This is a genomic window from Rhizobium sp. G21, assembly GCF_014158035.1.
Taxonomy (GTDB): domain Bacteria; phylum Pseudomonadota; class Alphaproteobacteria; order Rhizobiales; family Rhizobiaceae; genus Rhizobium_E.
On the sequence record NZ_JACFXW010000004.1, the window covers coordinates 35198 to 53534 of the forward strand.

At 61.5% G+C, this 18337-nt stretch carries 13 protein-coding genes and 3 pseudogenes; 5 read left to right on the forward strand and 11 right to left on the reverse strand.

Translation table 11 applies throughout. From position 1 onward, the window contains the following. The first annotated feature begins 126 nt into the window (after positions 1 to 126). Positions 127 to 369 carry a hypothetical protein gene (locus H2O14_RS25785; RefSeq protein ID WP_182830180.1) on the forward strand — a complete coding sequence of 81 codons (243 nt, stop codon included), beginning with the start codon at positions 127 to 129 and terminating at the stop codon, positions 367 to 369. A 290-nt stretch (positions 370 to 659) separates the two neighbouring features. On the opposite strand, the gene H2O14_RS25790 is transcribed toward H2O14_RS25785, so the two are convergent. Continuing rightward, a complete protein-coding gene (locus H2O14_RS25790; RefSeq protein WP_113462179.1) occupies positions 660 to 968 on the reverse strand; it encodes a DUF736 domain-containing protein in 309 nt (102 codons plus the stop codon). Positions 969 to 1466: 498 nt separating this feature from the next. Between H2O14_RS25790 and H2O14_RS25795 the strand changes: the two genes are divergently transcribed. Beyond that, the gene (locus H2O14_RS25795) at positions 1467 to 1640 is read left to right on the forward strand and encodes a hypothetical protein (protein WP_182830181.1); all 174 of its coding nucleotides are present in this window, start codon (positions 1467 to 1469) and stop codon (positions 1638 to 1640) included. Between the two features lie 3 nt (positions 1641 to 1643). Here H2O14_RS25795 and H2O14_RS25800 read toward each other — a convergent pair whose 3' ends face one another. The 8 genes and pseudogenes from H2O14_RS25800 to H2O14_RS25830 all read right to left on the reverse strand — a co-directional run bounded on the left by H2O14_RS25800 (position 1644) and on the right by H2O14_RS25830 (position 14223). Then, a complete protein-coding gene (locus H2O14_RS25800) occupies positions 1644 to 2567 on the reverse strand; it encodes an ArdC family protein (RefSeq protein WP_182830182.1) in 924 nt (307 codons plus the stop codon). A gap of 276 nt (positions 2568 to 2843) precedes the next feature. After that, positions 2844 to 3431 (reverse strand): hypothetical protein, encoded by a 588-nt coding sequence (locus H2O14_RS25805; RefSeq protein WP_182830183.1) that lies wholly within the window; start codon positions 3429 to 3431, stop codon positions 2844 to 2846. 702 nt (positions 3432 to 4133) lie between these two features. Then, the gene (locus H2O14_RS29670; protein ID WP_409526979.1) at positions 4134 to 4322 is read right to left on the reverse strand and encodes a hypothetical protein; all 189 of its coding nucleotides are present in this window, start codon (positions 4320 to 4322) and stop codon (positions 4134 to 4136) included. 96 nt (positions 4323 to 4418) lie between these two features. After that, positions 4419 to 5027, reverse strand: coding sequence for a DUF7007 domain-containing protein (locus tag H2O14_RS25810; RefSeq protein WP_409526980.1), 609 nt, complete (start codon positions 5025 to 5027; stop codon positions 4419 to 4421). After that, positions 5024 to 6775 carry a ParB N-terminal domain-containing protein gene (locus H2O14_RS25815; RefSeq protein WP_182830184.1) on the reverse strand — a complete coding sequence of 584 codons (1752 nt, stop codon included), beginning with the start codon at positions 6773 to 6775 and terminating at the stop codon, positions 5024 to 5026. The genes H2O14_RS25810 and H2O14_RS25815 overlap by 4 nt, the downstream gene beginning before the upstream one ends. A gap of 546 nt (positions 6776 to 7321) precedes the next feature. Next, a pseudogene (locus H2O14_RS25820) lies at positions 7322 to 12426 on the reverse strand (DEAD/DEAH box helicase family protein). Positions 12427 to 12516: 90 nt separating this feature from the next. Next, positions 12517 to 13122 carry a DUF1419 domain-containing protein gene (locus H2O14_RS25825; RefSeq protein ID WP_182830185.1) on the reverse strand — a complete coding sequence of 202 codons (606 nt, stop codon included), beginning with the start codon at positions 13120 to 13122 and terminating at the stop codon, positions 12517 to 12519. A gap of 114 nt (positions 13123 to 13236) precedes the next feature. Beyond that, positions 13237 to 14223 (reverse strand): DUF3991 and toprim domain-containing protein, encoded by a 987-nt coding sequence (locus H2O14_RS25830; RefSeq protein WP_182830186.1) that lies wholly within the window; start codon positions 14221 to 14223, stop codon positions 13237 to 13239. 210 nt (positions 14224 to 14433) lie between these two features. Between H2O14_RS25830 and H2O14_RS25835 the strand changes: the two genes are divergently transcribed. Then, entirely contained in the window at positions 14434 to 14622 is a 189-nt protein-coding gene (locus tag H2O14_RS25835; protein WP_182830187.1) for a hypothetical protein, read from the forward strand. Between the two features lie 215 nt (positions 14623 to 14837). Here the strand turns inward: H2O14_RS25835 and H2O14_RS25840 are convergent. Together H2O14_RS25840 and H2O14_RS25845 are read right to left on the reverse strand one after the other, a co-directional pair. After that, positions 14838 to 14993 (reverse strand): annotated as a pseudogene (locus H2O14_RS25840) (IS5/IS1182 family transposase); the annotation flags it as partial. A 23-nt stretch (positions 14994 to 15016) separates the two neighbouring features. Then, a pseudogene (locus tag H2O14_RS25845) lies at positions 15017 to 15184 on the reverse strand (DUF736 domain-containing protein); the annotation flags it as partial. Between the two features lie 159 nt (positions 15185 to 15343). Between H2O14_RS25845 and H2O14_RS25850 the strand changes: the two are divergent. Both H2O14_RS25850 and H2O14_RS25855 read left to right on the forward strand, forming a co-directional pair. After that, positions 15344 to 17824, forward strand: coding sequence for a TOTE conflict system archaeo-eukaryotic primase domain-containing protein (locus tag H2O14_RS25850; protein WP_246697845.1), 2481 nt, complete (start codon positions 15344 to 15346; stop codon positions 17822 to 17824). Between the two features lie 55 nt (positions 17825 to 17879). Then, a complete protein-coding gene (locus H2O14_RS25855) occupies positions 17880 to 18293 on the forward strand; it encodes a transposase (protein WP_182830188.1) in 414 nt (137 codons plus the stop codon). The last annotated feature ends 44 nt before the right edge of the window (positions 18294 to 18337 follow it).

Below are 18337 nucleotides of genomic sequence, written 5' to 3' on the forward strand. Positions count from 1 at the left end.
ACCTGATGACGGCTGAATTTTGATGCGCGAGGAGCCGAAGGCGGGGAAATTCTGCCGGCGTCAGGTTGCGGCGGGATGCACGATCAGCATCATTCCCAATGTCGATGAAATGGGATCGAGAGAATTGTGGCAGCTCTGGTCGGAAGACCACAGGCGATGGAATTTACCTCAGAAAGGCGGCTCTGCCTCAGCCAGGCCCTCCATCTCGGTAGCCGTGACGATCATCTCCGCCTGGGCGATGTCGAGCTCGGCTTGGATCTGGCGACGCTCGGCGCCATCCACAGCGTTGCGCAGCTCGGCCCGCAGTTCTTCGATCTGAATTTCAAGTTCTTAGGTCATCTTCGTCTCCTTGACGTTTGTGAGAGATGACAGCCGGGTCCGAGAGGGGATGACGGGGTCAGGGATCGCGCCAGCGACCGGCAGAGCCGGTGAGTGGGGGAGCCGATTTGCGGAAACTGCCCTTGAGGGCAGGTGGAGCAAATTAGGGGAACCGCTCATCCTTGAAGCCGGCGTCGCCGCTTGGCAGGATCAGGCATTCTGAGCAGCTTCCCCGCTCACCGTATGCCACCTAAAAAAGCCGGGCCTGGCTCGATGCCAGATCCGGCTTTGACCCTCGGCAGAGAGTGGGCTCCGCCGGTGGCGGAGCCTTGTGATCCCGATCAGTCGCGGTTCGGGCGGGACCAGATGAGCTGGAGGCCTTCCTCGCCTTCGACCTCGGCGAGCGTTGCGTAGATCGGGGCAGGGAAGCTCGGATCGTCTAGCTTGACCGAGAGGTAGTCGCGGCCCTGCTCGGAGGTCTTCTGCCAGGCGGCGCCGAGTTCGACGCTTCCGGCATAGACGCGGAACTGCGGACCCTTGTCGGAGGGGTTGTCGACCCGGGCAATGCGGGCTTTGACGTTGAGGGCGAGAGTGCGAATGGAGCCGGTGAAGCCGTTCTTTTCGGAAGTGAAGGTGCCGATAGTCGCCATTGTCGTAATCCTTTTCTCGTGTTCGGGCCGCGCCCATCGCGGCCTCGATGGCAGTCGCAAAGACTGGGGACGATCGGACCGCACCCAGCCGGGGTCCCCAGCGCGCCTGCGCGTTGGGGTGGCGATTGGGCCGCAATGCAATGGAGGGCGACAAGTCGCAGATTTGTTAGTGGGAGAGGAGGAGCCCGTGAGGGATCCGGGGTAAGAAATCTTAAGCCTTGTCGTTGCGGGAAGACGATCGAGGCGCAGCCGGTCTCCGGTCAGACATGCCCCATCGAGCCCGCAGATGGGTTGCCGGAAACTCTGTCGTGAAGGGATATGGCAATGGCGCTCACCGCATTTGCCCGTGGGAAGAATGGCAACCTGGATCATGCTCCGCTTGTCCCGTCGTCGGAGCCTGCTTCGGTTGGGGAGTGGGTCATGTACAGCGGCGGTCCGGCTTGCCTGCCATGCCCGGTGCGATATCGTTGCGCTCGCGAATCGCAGCCTGGAGGAACAATGCGTCAGCAGACCAAGCCGTTCATCATTGAGCGCAAGCCATCCCGCAAACCGAAGCCCGACACTACAAAACTGTCGATCTGGGGAAGGCTGGGTAATGACATCGCACAAGGTCTCCAAGATCAGCGTGATATGGAAGAAGCGGCCGCCACCGGTGGTGACGACCGCGCCTGACGTTCAGGCCGCAGCCTTGAAATCCGCTTCCGGCTGCAGGGAATGCAGAAAACTGACCGCGCGTTGCGCGTGAGCCGCCGCTTGGAAGATGGCCCGCTTGTCGTTGGCAAGGACCGATAGCCATGACTGCAGGTAGGACGCATGGTCGGGCCGTGGCTCAAGCTCCGGCGCAATGCCGAGATCGGCGCAAAGGAAGCAACTGCCGAGCTCGGCGATGAGCTCTTCACGAGCCCGTTCCGTCCTATCCTTTGCATAGCGCGACAGGTCACGGCCAGCGCGATGTTCCGCCGCCGTCCAGTGCGTCGCCTCATGGCTGAGGACGGCTGCATAACCGGCGGCATCGCGAAACGCCTCGAAGGGCGGCATCTGGATATAGTCCATGACCGGCGAGTAGTAGGCCTGGTTGCCGCCATGCCGGATGACTGCGCCCGTCGCTTTGAAGAAGCGATCGGCGCTTTCGATGCGCTCGACAGTATCCCGCACCTTGGCTGGCGGGGCATAATAGGTGTCAGGCAAACCATCGATCTGCTCGATATTGAACACCGAATAGGCCTTCAGGAACGGGATTTCCCGAGCGACATCGTTGCCGCTCCCGTCGGCCACCGATTTGGTGAAGCGACTCGCGAAGACCACCGTCGAGCCCGTTTCGCCCTTTCGCACCGCTCCGCCCAGTTCGAGAGCCTGCTTGAATGTCATCCAAATCGAGGAGGAGAAGCCGCGCGACAGCTGCTCCGACCACAACAGGAGCACGTTCATGCCAGAGTAGGGCAGGCCGTTATGGCGCACCGGCCGGGTAATCCGGTCACTGGTGTTGGCGGCGCTCCACGGCTTCATCCAGGGGCGCACGCGCTGTCCGAGATCCTTGACGATCCGGTCGGTGATGCGCGTGTAGATGTCGATTCGATCTATGTCCGTTTTCCTGGCCATGACTTCTTCTCCTTTTCTAAAAACCGCGCCTATCGCGGTCCGTCACGGAGGTCCGAAGTCAGGAGCCGGAGGTCGAGCCCATGCACCGAAACGGCCGCAACAGCGTGGAGGACGGCAAAGCCGTTGCATGGGCGCCCGGCTCCTGCAGGACCGCCGAGCGGGACGGGCCGCGACAGGCGCTTCTCCAACCCTTGATTTCGAGATGACAAATGGCCGGCGCGTGCAGGCGCCAGCCTGAGAGCAGAGGAGATGGCGGGGTCGCCCCCGCCGATGGGGCTATCCGAAGGCCGCCATCTGAGCCTCGGCCGCCTTGCGGTCGAGCGAAGCGCCGGGATTCTCGATCGGCCGGTCGAAAGGCTTCCAGGTTTCGCCGACAACCTGTTCGTAGGCGGCCACTGCTCCCTCGGCCGCCATCCGCAGCGCATGGGACTGGACACCCATGTCGGCCGCGAACTCCCGCTTGCGCTGGGCGCCGCTGTCATACCCGACCGGACCGTCGAGATCCTCGTCACGGGCATCGTTCGAAGCTTTGGCCGTTGCGTCGCGCGCTTCGGTGACGGCGCGTGAATAGAACTGTCCGGCGCCATGCGCCGATCCGACGAAGGCCCCGACGATGCGTTGCAGATGGATCTGCATGGCCTTTTCGCCCAGGCCTTCGGAAAGGCTTTCGGCCGTCTCGACGATCAGCCGCTCATGCAGGCTGCGGATGCCATCGCTGTCGACGATAGCCGTGCCGAAGCTTTCGGCGATTTTGTGCGCCTGGATGGCGTCGGGGCAGGAGAGGCGGACCATTTCGAGGGTGGTCCCTCGGCGGGATTGCGCCGATCGGGCGGTGGAGCGATTGGGAGTGGTGGGCTTGGCCATGTCTGTTCCTTCCGTGGCTGCCGAAGCGGTTCCGGCCCGTGCCGGTCTGCCCTTCGATGCGGACGACCAGGACCGGCATAGGACGGGCGGCTTCATAGGTCCGGTCCGACTGAACCAGCAGGGCAGGTTTGCGGGCCAGCAGGTCTTGACCTGAGCAGTCCGCGAGCCTGCCCTCACGCAGAGAGGTTGGATCGGCCGCCCCGCGGCGCGCAAGCGGCCTTGAAACGACCGGCCGCCGGTTCAGAACGCAACGAGAAGAAGGGCAGTCCAGCACGGGTCCGATATCAGATGCACGCCGACGAGGGACGACATGGCCAAGCCCGCCACCTTCGGAGATGTCGTGCCCGCAAGATGACCAGATGCCATCCAGCGCAGAGCCCATTCGAGGTCCGCCTATCCCCGCCACCGGCGAAACAGGCGCATCACCGCAATGCTCGAGCGTGTCGATGATCTGCTCCTGCACCGCCAGCCTAGATGCGAGCGTGTCGAGTTCGCCCCAGCGTTCGAAGGCAAGGCGGTCAGCCAGCCCCTGATGATAGAGACGCGGGCCCGATCGGCGTCGCCCCCGGCTCCGGACCTTCATCGTAATCGCCTGCCGTCCGGCGCGCGCCGCAATCTGCCGGGTCAGACAATCAAGGTGCCGCAGGGTTTCCAGACGGGCGCCTATTGCCTTGTCCAACGGCTTCGGAGCGAGGATGTCGATCATGACCCATCCTCCTGACCTCGCCAGCCGATGAAGGAGGACAGCCCATGATATTCGGCGTGACGGTCGGGATCGATGACAAAGCCAAACCGGCCGCGCCCAGCATACTCGTCGCTCGGCACCAGGAAGCGACGCTCATCGTCGTCAGATCTCCGGTCACCACCGACGACAGCCACGACTTCGGTCATGCCGGGGTGTTGAACGGAGAGGATTGCCGAAGTGACGATATAGTCTGCCGCATGGAGCTGATCGAACGCCCGTCGATCCCTGGCCCAGCTTTCGCCTTAGGTCAGCTTGGCGCCGTGGATCGCCTCCCATTCATCAGGCCAGGTATTGCGAATGGTCTTTTCGGCAGTGGACCGCTCGTAGCCGGTGAAAAGCTCTGGAAAGCTGAAGGCCACGATCGCCCATTCGCAATCTTCCTCGTACCAGGAAGTATCCTTGCGCAAGAGCGGATGGACCTTGGCATTGCGGTCGGAAGAAAGGTGAAAACCACCGTGGCCGGCCGTGCTATGGGCAACGACACCATCGGCATAGATGACCGCCATCTGCGAACCGCCCCAGGGCGTGCTCGCCGATATGCGCGTCTGCACGCGGTTCAGCGCAGCGAGGTCACGTTTGTGACCAGCCGTCTCGGCGACACGCGCTCGAAACTCGGCCTCTCCCGCTAGCCGGCCATCGTGCCCGATGAAATCGGCGCGGGTCAGCTCAGCGAGCGGCCGGCGAACGAAGGCTGCGCTTGCAAGGAATGCGAAGCCGCTTGGCGACATGACCATGGCGAGGACCAAGTCAGCGATGCGGGCAACGGGAATTCCGTCCGCACTTGTGGCAAACTCCACCCCCGAAAGATCGGGGGTGGGTGTTGCCGAGCTTGACTTGAGTGCGCCGGTCATGCGGCCGCCCTCTGATCGAAATCCTGGTCGTGGCCATCGGCGACCTCGGCGTCGTGCAGATCATCCTGACCCGCCTCCTCTTCGACCGGCCCCTCATGCTCTTCAGTGGTGCCGCCAGTATCGCCGTCTTCGTCATCCTGGGAGCCCGTGCCGATGACGTGAGCGGCAGCACCTGCGCGGATCCATTCGAGTAGTTCGTCAGCCGGCGGTGCGAAGCGGCCGACCGGATGGACGTAGTGTTGGGTCGCAAAATGCTCGACGAGCGCTGCGCGGGTTTCGCGCACCTTCTGCCGTGGCTGAACCGATGCCTCGGCGCAAGATGCTTCCAGCGCTTGGCGTGACAGGCACAACAGGAAGTCCTCCGACCCCATGTTTGGCAGGAATTCATCAGCGCCGATCGCCTCCCCTGCGATGCGCGCGACCATGCCGCTGTTCGACATGCCCCGGCGGCACGACAGAACATCGATGAGGACCGAGCGAACGGCAACGCGTAGCGTATCTTGATCGAAGGCGAGCTTGCCATGCTCATCGAACAAGCCGACCGCATGGCGCGAGAAACGCTTGCCGCCATAGAAGGTCCCATCCGCACCGGAGTCGACGCGGACGTTCTGTCCCGCGAAGGCCAGCACCATCAGCGCCATCAGCATGTCGTCCTCGATCGGCGCGCGACCGAGCGCATCGTGCAGCGCATCCGTGCGATAGTCGCCGATCATGTCGTGGCCCTTCTGGGTCACGTCGGGCCGGACCTTCGGCGTGGCGATCGCGTCAGCGTCATCACCGCCACCGACAGAGCCGTCGCCAGCGATCCCGTTGGGCTTCGCGGCCTCTGGCATCCGGTAGTGCACCGTCTGCACCTTGCCATCGCGATCGAGGTACATCGCAGCTTGGTCGGATTTGGACGGCTTGCCGTAGACCTGAGAGGCCTTCTTCGGCAACTCCGGCTGGCCCCAGCTGTTGACGTCGACGATCGCACCCTTCTTCGGCAGATTGTTCGTCATCCATTCATGCTGCGCACCGAGAAATCCCTCGACATTGGTGGTGTAGCGGCCGTCCTGGTCAGCAGGCGCGAAGAGATCCTCAACCCATTCAATGCCATAGGCCTGAGCGAGATCATCGCCAAAGCTCGCATCCTTGGCATACATGCGCTTCTTGGTCAGCGCATTGGCTACCTGCCACCAAGGCGCGGTGTCACCCTTCTTCGGTTTGTGGGCTTTCCAGACCTCCTTCTGCTCGACCTGGCCCGCGGCCGCGATGACGCGCAACTGCTGCTCGGACGGCATGTCACCTAGCGCCATCTGTTCCAACATGGCCGGAAGCACATTGGCGAGAAGGCGCAGCTTTCGGATCTGGCGGACGGGAAGGGCGAGAGCGACGGCGATCGCCTCCTCGGTCCAGCCGAGAGCCACGAGCCGTTCGATGCCACGCCATTGATCGACGGGATTGAGTGCTTCGCGAACACTGTTCTCGACCATGGAGCGCATCGCGCCATTGTCATTGGCCGCATCCACGACCAGGATCTCGATTTCTTCGAGACCTGCGGCAATGGCGAGCCGGACGCGACGATGGCCGGCGTCGATGATGTAGCCGTTACCACCATCGGCTTCGGGCGCGACGACAGGCGGCTGGACGATACCGACGGCCTTGATGGTGGCGAGCATCAATGCATCGGCCTGCGGTGAGGACTTCGACTGGCGCATCCGCTCTGGGTTTTCCTTCAGAGCGCGGGGGTCAACTTTCATGATCTGCATGGGATTGCTCCTTTCGGGGAGTTCGGACCAGCGCCTCGCCAGCCCTTCCTGTCTTCATTTTTTCTCGAAGACACCTCCCGGACCGCCGATCGGCCGGACTGACGCAACTGCGACCGAGCATCCCTGCCGCGAAGTACAAGCGGGGCTTTTGGGCCCTGCGAAGGACGAGTGGCCGAGATGGCGCAGGTGGTGGTTGAGCGACGCGGCGGCAGGAGGACCGATCGGCGACCGGTTCCGTCCTCCTCCCTCTCTTCAGTTTCTCTTTTGAATACCCGGCGCGCAAACGCCGCGGCCAGAACGGCACGTGAAGACCTCGGCTGGAAGCAGAAACGCAAAAAGGGCGCTTAACCCGCGAGGGGAGCGCCCTTTGCTGATCCCGGACGACATCGAAAGCCACAGCGATTGCGGCGGCAGGACATTATCTGAACGGGAAGTGATCCTCAGATATTATCGAGGTTGAGGGATTTCAAGTATCGGCCCCGCCATCCGGCGATGGCTATGGCGGGAGCAGGACCAAGCCGCAAGACCAGCACGGTTTTAAGTTTGTCATGCGGCCATCTGGTCTGCTTCAGCAATGGCGGAAGCAGCCAGTTCTCCCTCGATCTCGCGAAGTTGCATCCTTTTCGCGCCGAGCTCCTCTGCGAACTGGAAGGCGCCACCGATGCGCGATTGATAGGAATTCAGCCGGCGCTCGGCCTCGTCGAGCCGCCTGCGATACTGGCTTTGCTCTTCGTCGAAGCCATTAAGCCCATGCTCCAGCCGTGAGATCGCGCCAAGAGGCGTCACCGTAATGGCGAGGTCGATCTCGTACTCCGCGCCGGTGCGCTGGAGCAGCGTCTCGAAACGATAGCCATCGCCCTTTCCGAAGCGCTCCCCTTCATAGACGAGATCGAAGCCTCCGATCGTCGCTAGATGCACCTCGCCCTCCTGCTGAAGTTGAAGCAGCGTGAGGATTTCCTTCATCAACGCGCGACCGGCCTCCTTACGCTCGGTATGGTCCTGACCCAGTACCGTCATCGTGAAGGCATCGCCATTGGTCGGCCGGAGGCGTGCGATGTCCTCGCCGATTTCACCTATGCGCCGCGTCGAGACCTCGATCTCGCGCTCGGCGTCGCGCATTTGCCGGCGGACGGCATATTGGTCGTCCTCGTGGGCAGCGCGCAGGCGTTCGAGCCGAGCGATATCGGCCTCGAGCCCAGCTTTCTGCATCAATCGCTCATCGCCAGACGCGATGGCCTTCGCCATGGCAAACTGGTTGGCCGCACCTTCGCCAACGTCCTCCAGCCGCCGGATCGAGGTGTCGCCGGACAGCGCGGCGGCAATGAACCGGGCCTTGCGCTCGTTGTTCTGCCACATCAAGGCATCGAGACTTCCCTCGGTGGCATAGGCGAAGATATCGACCTCGTCATGCTGGTTGCCCTGGCGAACGATCCGGCCTTCCCGCTGCTCGATCTGCGACGGCAGCCATGGGACATCGAGATGGTGGAGAGCCTTGAGCCTCAGCTGTGCATTGACGCCGGTCCCCATCGTCTCGGAACTCCCGATCAGGAAGCGGACCTTGCCGGCGCGGACATCGCCGAACAACCGCTGCTTGGCCTCGGTCTTTTTATAGTCCTGCATAAACGCGATCTGCGCGGCGGGCACGCCAAGCCGGGTCAGCTCATCGCGGATAAAGCGATAGGCCGAGAAGCCACGCGATTTCTCGACATTGATCGTGCCGAGATCGGAAAAGATCATCTGTGCGGCGCCGGGGAGATCAAAGTCCTTGCCGTCAGGCCGCTGATACACGGTCTCGCCGGTTTCCTTCCAGATCCGGTGGGCATTGCGGACCAGTAGATTGAGCTTGTTGTCCGCCTCGTTGTCGGCCGCCGGCATCACGAAGCGCAGGTCGATCGCCGCGTGACGACCATCGGTAATGACCGAGAGCAGAATATCATCGCCGGGCTTGGCTGGTCCCTCGCGCTGCTCGATCGCCTTGATCCGGCCGTCGAGCATTTGCTGATAGGTTTTGAACAGCGCCGTCGGCTTGGCCGTCAGGATCTGCCGGCCCCCGTGGAGATGTTCGGCACCTTCACATATTGGCGGAGATCATCGGGCATGACGATATCGGCGAAGGATCGGAACATCGCGATCAGCTCGGGCACGTTGACGAAGCTGGCGAAACGGCTGACAGGCTTGTATTTGCCGGACGGCTGGATTTCGAGTTCGGTCGTCGTATCGCCGAAGCAGGATGCCCACGCATCGAATTCGTGCAGCCCGCGCTCGGCAAGTGCCTCATGGCCAAGCAGCCGCTGGATCGAGAACATCTCGCCCAGCGTATTGGTGATCGGTGTACCGGAGGCGAGTACCAGCGCGCGGCCGGGGTTTTTCGTCTCGATGTAGCGGGATTTGACATAGAGATCCCAGGCGCGCTGCGAGCCGTTCGGGTCGATGCCCTTTAGCGTCGACATGTTGGTTGCGAAGGAAAGCTTGCGGAACTCCTGCGCCTCGTCGACGACGATCTGGTCGACACCGATTTCCGAGATGGTCAGCAGATCGTCCTTGCGGGTGGCGAGCCCCTCCAGACGCTCCTGCAATCCTTCCTTCAACCGCTCGAGGCGCTTGCGCGAGACGCGATCCTCGCTGTCGACCTTGGTCAACAGATCCTCGTAAAGCTGAAGTTCGTCCTGGATCATCTCCTGTTCGAAGGCCGAGGGCACGGCGATGAAGCGGAAAGCGGAATGGGTGATAATGATCGCATCCCAGGTGGCGGTTGCCGCGCGCGACAGGAAGCGAGCCCGCTTGTCCTTCGTAAAATTCGTCTCGTCGGCGACGAGAATGCGGGCATTGGGGTAGAGCGCGAGGAATTCGCGGGCGGCCTGTGCCAGGCAATGGCCGGGCACGACCAGCATGGCCTTGGCGATCAGACCAAGCCGGCGCTGCTCCATGATCGCGGCAGCCATGGTCATCGTCTTGCCGGCGCCGACGGCATGGGCGAGATAGGTCGATCCATCGGCGATAATCCGCCATATGCCGCGCTTCTGGTGCCCATAAAGAACGAAGGCGTCAGAGGCGCCGGGAAGTTTGAGATGGGAGCCGTCGAATTTGCGCGGCGCGATATTGTTGAAGCGGTCATTGTAATCGCGGGCCAGCCGATCGGTGCGGTCGGGATCGGTCCAGACCCAATCCTGGAAGGACTGCTTGATCTTCTGCAGTTTTTCGCGGGCAGCTTCCGTATCGACAACGTTCAGGACTCGGCGTTCGCCGTCGATGTCCTTGAAGGTGTCGAAGATTTGGGGAACCCGGCTGTTGAGCGCATCGGCGAGCAGATCGCCGGCATGGCGGCGGCTGGTGCCCCATTCGGACGTGCCGGCGGCGGTATAGCCGAGCTGGCGGGCCTCCACCGTCCAGAAGCCAAGCTCCGGCATATGGTGGATGCGGATATCGGCATCCATCTTCTCTTTGACGAAGGCAACAACGTCGCCGGCCGGAATCCATGGCGCGCCGAGACGCGCGGTGATGTCGGAGGGTCGAAGATCGGCCGGCTGGACGTCAGTTAAAGCGCGAACGTTGCGCTCATAGGTCGGATCGAGCTCGGCCGCAGCCTGAGCGGCGGACAGCTTGGTGCGGACGGCGCCGGAAAGATATCCGTCGGCTGTCTGCCACGATCCATCCGCAGGGTCACGGAAGATAGCCTCACCTAGTTCGTCGACCACATCAGCGGGATCGCGGTGCAGCAACTCGGCGATATGGTCGATATCCACGTGTCCGCGCTCGTTCAGCACGACGGCCAGCGCATCTGCCGGCGACGTGATGGTCGGCGGGCCGGCGGCGCGATCACACGCTCGGAGAAGATCGGACCGGGCTTCGCCGTGTCGGTCTCCAGATCGTAATCCTCGATCGAGGCAACCAGCCAGCAATCCGGATCGTCGCGGAACGGCGCGAGGTTGGGCTGACGATGGGTTTCCTTGACCTCCCCTGTCTCGGAGTCTTCCTGAATGGAAACGGTCGTATGGTTGACCGGCCCGAAATCACGGACAAAACTCGACCAGGCGACCCGCAGCCTCACTTGAAGATCACGCCAGGGGCGATCGGTTTCCTGCGCCTTCAGCACCTCGCGCACCGCATCGCGGATCGGGATCAACTTTGAAATGATCCGGACATGCTTCTCCGGCATACCATCCCCGGTGCGGCCCTTCCGGACCGTGACCGGGAGGGCAGCGCCGTCGAGCATCTGCATTAGCCCCTCGACCGATCGAGGAAGAAGCTGCCCTCGCGAACAGGCCCGCCCTTCGGCTGTAAATCGACAATCTCGGCGAGTTCGTCTTCCAGATCGAAATCGATCGGCGTCGGCTCTCCGTCGTAGAGATCGGCGGGCAGGAGATCGATGGCAGCGGCGAGCGCCGTTTCGAGATCCTCGCCATCGCGCGGCCGGCAGGTATAAGCCTCGCCGTACGGCCCCGACATCAGGGCATGAGTGCCGAGTACGAAATCCGGATGCCGGGCGAACCACCTATTGATGCAAATTGCGCCATTCTCCTCGGTAGCCGGCTGGACTTCATCCACATCGAGCCACAGCTGGTCGCCTTCCGGCTCCCCGAGCTTTCGCTTGCGGTAGAAGAGGATGTCGACGACGACATCCGTGCCGGCATCGCGGCGGAAGCTGCCCTCGGGCAGGCGGATCGCGGCGATCAGGTCAGCGGATTTGGCGATCTGCTCACGGGCCGTCGTGTCGGCCTTGTCCATCGTCCCGTGCGAGGTGACGAAGGCGGCCAGCGCGCCGGGCTTCAGGAGATCGATCGACCGGGTAATGAAATAGTCGTGCAGCCGGAGGCCGAGCGCCCGATAGGCCCGGTCGGATCGGACCGTGCGATCGGAGAAGGGGGATTCCCAATGGCGAGATCGTAGATCGGCGCCAGATCGGTGCGAGCGAAGTCGCCATTGATGATCCGGGCCTTCGGCTGGAGCAGACCGACGATGCGGGCGGTGACCGGATCGAGTTCGATCCCGGTAACATAGGCGGCGTCACGATAGCGCTCCGGCATTAGGGCTGGAAACAGACCTGTTCCGATACCGGGTTCAAGCACGCGGCCGCCGCGCCAGCCGAGCTTTGCGATCCCGGCCCAGATCGCCCTGATGATCAACTCCGGCGTGAAATGGGCATACTGGGTGCAGCGGGCGAGCGACGCGTATTCCGCTTCGGAGACAGCTGTTTCGAGTGAGTTGCCGAGATCGTCCCAGCCAGTGCGGAAATCGACGTCCCCCGGGCGGCGGAACATGCCGTTGGCGAGTTCGCTGGCGCCGAAGCCTGTGAAGCGGATCAGTTGTGCCTGCTCCTTGGGCGTTGCGGGCCGGTGTTGCTTAGCAATTCCGTCGGCAACGAGGATCGCCGCAACATTCGCGCGGGCGCGATCCTTCCAGGTGGCGCCCAGTTCGCGGTCGCCATCGAGATAGAAATTTGCACGAAGTCCTGCCCGCCGCACGGGGGTGTCAGAAACGGGGAGGGCGGGAGCCGGAGCCGGCGGCACTGGATCGGGATCGTCATCATTGGCAGCTTCAGGCGAAAAGTCACCGAAGGCGGTGACGCCCAGGCTGAGCCCGGATGAAAGGGCGCCTGAACCGAACATGTCGAAGGTGCCAGCTCTATCGAGTGAAAATGGATCGTGGCTCATGGAAATCTCCTTGGAAAGCGGGCGTACGAAATCGTCCAGTCGAGGGTTCGAACGGTTGCAGCGCTCGGATGGTGGGGGATTGGTTCTGGCTTAGGCCGCCAGGACCGTGGGGAGATGGCGCAGATGAACCGGCAGCTTGGCTGCGATTTCGTCGTCGGTCAGCGTTTCGAGCAGCTTCAGGAGAGTGCCTTCCTTGCCGCCATAAAGCATGACCGTGCGACGGCCCTGCACCGGCTTCGGCCATAGATCTCCGGCATAACCGCGATAGTCGTCCGCGGTCGTGCTCCAGATATGTTCGAGCCGTTCCTCTCTGCTCATCGCCCGAACCGGCCGGGTTTCGCGGTCAAGGATCGCCGAGCGCATCGCCTCGACAGAGTTTGAATCGGATAGGTCGCAGTATGTGTGGAAATAGCGGACGGCGTCATCGATCCGGATCGCGTAGAACACCGAGGTTACGGAACCCGTCATGAACTCGCGCATCGCAAAGATAGGGCCCCGCATCCAAAGCGGCGGCAGGATGTCGAGCATGTAACTGTAGGAGGTCTCATCGATCTCGAACCATTCGCCGGCATAGGTGGCAGACTGATCGCCGCCAAAACGGTCTGGGCGCTTGGCGTGCCGATCGAACATGCGGAACATGTCGGCGCGCTTGGCCACACCCTGAAACACTTTGCGGGGGAGGGATATCGACGTCATCAGCGTGGTCCTTTCGGGGTTTGCGGACCGAAGGCAGCACCGTCGTTTCGACCTCACTATCCTCTTCAGTCCTTCATGACCCTTCCCGATCGGCCGGCCTCGCGTCCGGGCGGGTCAAGGGCCGGCCTTGGCCGGGCGAAGCCTCCTTGACGCGGCCGGCGCGCATGCGGCAGGCCTCATCTTCTTCTCCATTTTCCTTTCCCGTCTCTCCTTTTCTCTGTTCTTTAAGACCTCGTTCCAGTCGTCCGCCGGCGGACGTAGCCTCTGCCAATCGCAGCTGGACGCCTCGGCGAGCGCACGCAAACGCGCTACGTAGCTGTCTCCTTGGGAATTGCCATCCGTCGCGGCCACCAGTGTCAGCCCCGGCCGGAGGGCGAGTTCGCAGAGCGCTGCATCTGTCGCCGGTGACCACCCGCCTCCTGAACTGAGATAAAGCGTGCCCTCACGTGAACCCTCGAGCGCTGCGAGGCTCATCGCGTCGATCGCGGCCTCGGTGACGCAAATGCGATTGGCATCACTCGGACCCAATCGGAACAGAAGCTTTGATCCCCTGGTCGAAAATCCGCGCCATTCGGGTCCTCGTTCTTCCCAGCCGACCACTCGGCCATGGCTATCAACATGCGCCGCCCACATGCTGCCAAAAGGTCCTTCCCGCAGGACGTCTTCCCGAATGGCCTGCCGGATTATGGCAGGCGGGATCAAGCGCTGCCAAGATAGATAGCGCCACGCGCCCGATCCCGGCGAAGGCGAGCGCCGGCATCGCCAACGCTCAGCAATGGCCTCGTCTGACACTGCAGACCGCGCCGGGCGCCATTCCGGCCGGGAAAGCTGAAACCCGACGAGCGCTGCGACAGCGTCCACGGCGGCCGGAAACGTGGTCCTTTCCAGAAACATCGCAAGACCGAAGACGTCACCCTTCTCATCACCCAGCGGATCGAACCAGCCTCTTCCGTGATGGGTGACAATAATGATGTTGCCACCGTGCCGGTATTTGACGGCTCGACGGCTGCTTTCTTTCAGATCGATTTTGTATCCGGTCTGCTCCAGCACAGCTTCGCAACTCACATTGGCGCGCAGCGCCTCCAATTCTTCTCGTTTCATATTTTCTTCGGCCGCACAGCGGCCGTCCCTTCATTTTCCCGCAATCTGCGGGCCACCTTCGTCCCGCCGCGAAGAGCGGAGGGGGCAAGGGCGCAGGGTGCAACTGACAAAAGTTGCAGCAGAGCGCTGCGGCGGAGCTTCCCTTGCAGCCGACAGGTCGCCAGCGGCAGGAACAGGTGGGTCTCAATGAGACCCACGCGGGAAGTATTCGTGCACGATCTCAAGATCGTCTTCGTCATCGAGTTCGTCGGACGGAAGGACGCCGAATTCGTTGCCGGATCTGAACAGGGTGATTGGGACCATCAGATTGTTGCAGAGGTGGAAGGCGTGAGACTGGGCGAGAGAAAGATCGTGTGCCATCTTGAGGTGCTCCATCGGAAGCGGGCCAATTCCCGCTGATGGCTCCTCAAAGGAACAGGGGCGGTCGCGATCACCGCGGAGACGAAGACGGAGCGGCGGCAGCTTGCTAGCCGACCCCTTGAGGGTTGATCGACGGAGATCCGGACCTGGTTCAGGGCGCCATCACAAGAAGCGGGATTGGTCTCCTTTCAATGGAGCGAGATCTCGGCGGTAGACTTTCGACGTTTGGGGATCTCAACAGTTAGGACGCAGACTCATAAGTTGGACGTGATCCATATGCTCGCGGCAACGATCTTGAGGGCAGCGAGATAGTTATCGGCCCGTCGGTCATATCGGGTCGCCAAGCTACGCATCTACTTGATACGATTGAAGAACCGCTCCACCAAATTGCGCTGGCGATAGACCCATCGGTGGCGGAACCTCCTGATATTAATCAGCCCCGGTTCGGGCGGGACAAGATGAGCTGGAGGCCATCCTCGCCTTCCACCTCGGCGAGCGTTGCGTAGATCGGGGCCGGGAAGCTCGGATCGTCGAGCTTGACCGAAAGGTAGTCGCGGCCCTGCTCAGAGGTCTTCTGCCAGGCCGCGCCGAGTTCAACGTTTTGCGGTGCACCGCAAAACGTTGATTATGCTGAGAACGTGATTATGCAGAGTGTCGGTCGCTGAAGGCGGGATTTGCCGGTGATTGCGGCGGATTCTGCTCCGCATAATCCCGGAGGCTGAGATGGATAGTGCGCCTTAAAAACGGACGCCTTTGGCCTATGCTGATCCCCACGATCATTTTGGTGAAAGCTGCAAAGTTGGCGGAAAAGAATGATGCATGGGAAAACATTGCTCGCATTCGACGGCGGCTGGTTGATCTGAATGATGAGCGGAAGGCGCTTGAGCGTGAACTGGAAGCGGTTGAGCAACAGCTGATTTCCGATAGCCAGGCCGACGCAGAGAAGCCAGCGTTCGTCGACGCCCCTGTTACCAACAGCTCACCGTCGATGGAGAAGGTGGAGTTATTCCGGCAGCTGTTTGCCGGGCGCCCCGACGTCTTCCCGGTTCGCTGGAACAACAAGAAGGACGGACGCTCCGGCTATTCACCGGCCTGTTCTAATGAGTGGGCGAAAGGAATCTGCGGCAAGCCGAAGGTGAAATGTGGGGACTGCCCGCATCAGGCGTTCATCCCATATTCCGAGGATATCATCGAGAAGCACCTTCGTGGCGGCGATGCCTGTTCAAGCGACTTTGTTGCCGGCGTATATCCATTGCTGCAGGACGAGACATGCTGGTTCCTTGCTGCTGACTTCGACAAGGAAAGCTGGGTGGACGACACCAGAGCTCTGCTGGCCACTTGTCGTGCAAAAGGAATTTCCGCTGCCCTTGAACGGTCGAGGTCGGGAAACGGTGGCCATTTGTGGATATTCTTCTCAGAACCCGTTCCCGCAAAGATCGCCCGACAACTTGGTGCCGCACTGATAACGGAGACGATGGAGAACCGTCCCGAGATCGGCTTCACGTCTTACGACCGTTTCTTTCCCAACCAGGATACCATGCCGCTTGGCGGCTTCGGCAATCTGATCGCGCTTCCCCTGCAAAAGAAAGCTCGTGAAAATGGCAACAGCGTTTTTGTCGATGACGACTTGCGACCCTACGATGACCAGTGGGCGTACCTGTCGTCTCAACCCAGGTTATCGGCGGACGAAGTCTACAGGGTCGCCGACGAAGCCGAATTGTCCGGGCGGGTCTTAGGCGTTCGGATGCCGGTCGATGACGAACATGCCGACGAGCCTTGGAAGATGTTACCGTCGCGTCGTAGCGAGCCGCGGCGAATAGAGGCTGCGATCCCACAAAGCATCAAGGTCGTGATCGCAGATCAGATTTACATTGATAGGACCGAGCTTCCGTCCGCACTGATTGCGCAGTTCGTGCGCCTGGCAGCATTCCAGAACCCGGAATTCTATCGCGCACAAGCAATGCGATTGCCGACATTCGGCAAGCCTCGGATCATCTCCTGTGCCGAGCTTCACCCGCGCCATGTCGCGCTGCCACGAGGCTGCTTCGACGAAGCGATTGAACTCATCAAGAGCCATGGCGCGACCGCCATTTTGGAGGATCTCCGCGAAGATGGAGAGGCTCTACCCGCCGGCATCTCGTTCCAAGGGGAACTGCGACGCCCACAATCGCGGGCCTTTGATGCTCTTGTCGCCAACGACAACGGCGTGCTCGCCGCCACGACCGCCTTCGGCAAGACAGTTGTCGCAGCGGCACTCATAGCACATCGTAGCCGCAACACGCTGGTTCTTGTTCACCGCAGGGAGCTTCTCACCCAATGGGTAGAGCGTCTGAGCTCCTTCCTGAGCATCGACCCGAAGCAGATAGGCATCATCGGTGGCGGGAAAAGGAAGCCGACAGGGATCATTGATGTGGCGCTGATCCAAAGCCTGGTTCGGAATGGCGAGGTCGATGACGTCGTGGGCAATTACGGTCATCTGATTGTCGACGAGTGCCACCATTTGTCCGCTGCGAGCTTTGAGCTTGTCGCTCGCAGATCCAAGGCGCGATATGTCGTCGGCCTATCTGCCACCGTTGCCCGAAAGGACGGTCATCATCCGATCATCTTCATGCAATGCGGCCCCGTTCGCCATCGGGTCGATGCGAGGGTGCAGGCCGCCGAACGTGGCATTCGCCACCGTGCCCGCGACCGTTCGACCAAGTTTGAGTTGCCAGCGTCACTCGTCTTGGCAGAGCGCCCGTCAATGCCGGCGATCTATGCGGCCCTTGCGCAGGACCAAGGCCGAAATGACCTGATATTCGATGACGTGTTGAAATCTCTCGAGGCCAAACGTTCGCCCATCCTGCTGACGGAGCGGAAGGATCACCTCGATTATTTCCAACAGAAGTTTTTGCCGTTCGTGAAAAATCTGGTGGTGCTGCGCGGTGGCATGTCGGCGAAGGATCGCAAGCAAGCCACCGCGGCGTTGAATGTCGCAGTCGATGAGGAGCGCCTGATACTTGCGATAGGCCGCTACATCGGGGAAGGCTTCGATGATGCGCGTCTTGACACGTTGTTCCTGACCATGCCGATCGCCTGGAAAGGCACTTTGGCGCAGTATGTCGGCCGTCTGCATCGTCAGCATGATGGAAAGCGGGACGTCCTGGTCGTTGATTATGTCGACAGCACCGTTCCGGTTCTGGCCCGGATGGCCGCAAAGCGACGATTGGGTTATCGCGCGCTAGGTTATGTGATCGAATGAGGACGCCCCGCTATGAGCGGAGCGCCGTGGTGCTGGTCAACGTAACCAGATCAGCTTGTGCTCGCCCTTATCGCCCTGGACCAGGGAAGGCGTAGACCGGCGCTGTGAAGAACGGATCGTCGAGCTGGAGAAGCCAATCCTGATAAGGCGATTTATGGAACAGCGCAGGCGCAGAGTACGTGCGGATTCTTTGCCATTAAACACGAGGCTCTCCATAGAAACACAAGGTCACCCCGCATTTAGTCTGCAACATTTGGGGTCATTCTTCCGCGCCGAAGGCGATCAGAGTTCCGTACTTAATTACACCGGCGCAAGGCTCGAATACCTGCCGCCCTACAGCCCGGATTTCAACCCGAACGAAGACGCCTTCTCGAAACTCGAGGCGATGTTGCGTAGGGCCGCTGAACGCTCCATCGGCGGCTTCTGGAACGCAATCGGTCGCCTCCTCAAACTCTTCACGCCAACCTGATGCCACAACTATTTCGCCGCCGCAGGATATGATGCAACATTATC

Bases quoted from the DNA above. Each gene is read 5' to 3' on its own strand.
- H2O14_RS25790 (WP_113462179.1), bottom strand. From the start codon at position 968: ATGGCGACTATCGGCACCTTCACTTCCGAAAAGAACGGCTTCACCGGC.
- H2O14_RS25795 (WP_182830181.1), top strand. From the start codon at position 1,467: ATGCGTCAGCAGACCAAGCCGTTCATCATTGAGCGCAAGCCATCCCGC.
- H2O14_RS25800 (WP_182830182.1), bottom strand. From the start codon at position 2,567: ATGGCCAGGAAAACGGACATAGATCGAATCGACATCTACACGCGCATC.
- H2O14_RS25805 (WP_182830183.1), bottom strand. From the start codon at position 3,431: ATGGCCAAGCCCACCACTCCCAATCGCTCCACCGCCCGATCGGCGCAA.
- H2O14_RS29670 (WP_409526979.1), bottom strand. From the start codon at position 4,322: ATGACCGAAGTCGTGGCTGTCGTCGGTGGTGACCGGAGATCTGACGAC.
- H2O14_RS25810 (WP_409526980.1), bottom strand. From the start codon at position 5,027: ATGACCGGCGCACTCAAGTCAAGCTCGGCAACACCCACCCCCGATCTT.
- H2O14_RS25815 (WP_182830184.1), bottom strand. From the start codon at position 6,775: ATGCAGATCATGAAAGTTGACCCCCGCGCTCTGAAGGAAAACCCAGAG.
- H2O14_RS25825 (WP_182830185.1), bottom strand. From the start codon at position 13,122: ATGACGTCGATATCCCTCCCCCGCAAAGTGTTTCAGGGTGTGGCCAAG.
- H2O14_RS25830 (WP_182830186.1), bottom strand. From the start codon at position 14,223: ATGAAACGAGAAGAATTGGAGGCGCTGCGCGCCAATGTGAGTTGCGAA.
- H2O14_RS25850 (WP_246697845.1), top strand. From the start codon at position 15,344: ATGCTGATCCCCACGATCATTTTGGTGAAAGCTGCAAAGTTGGCGGAA.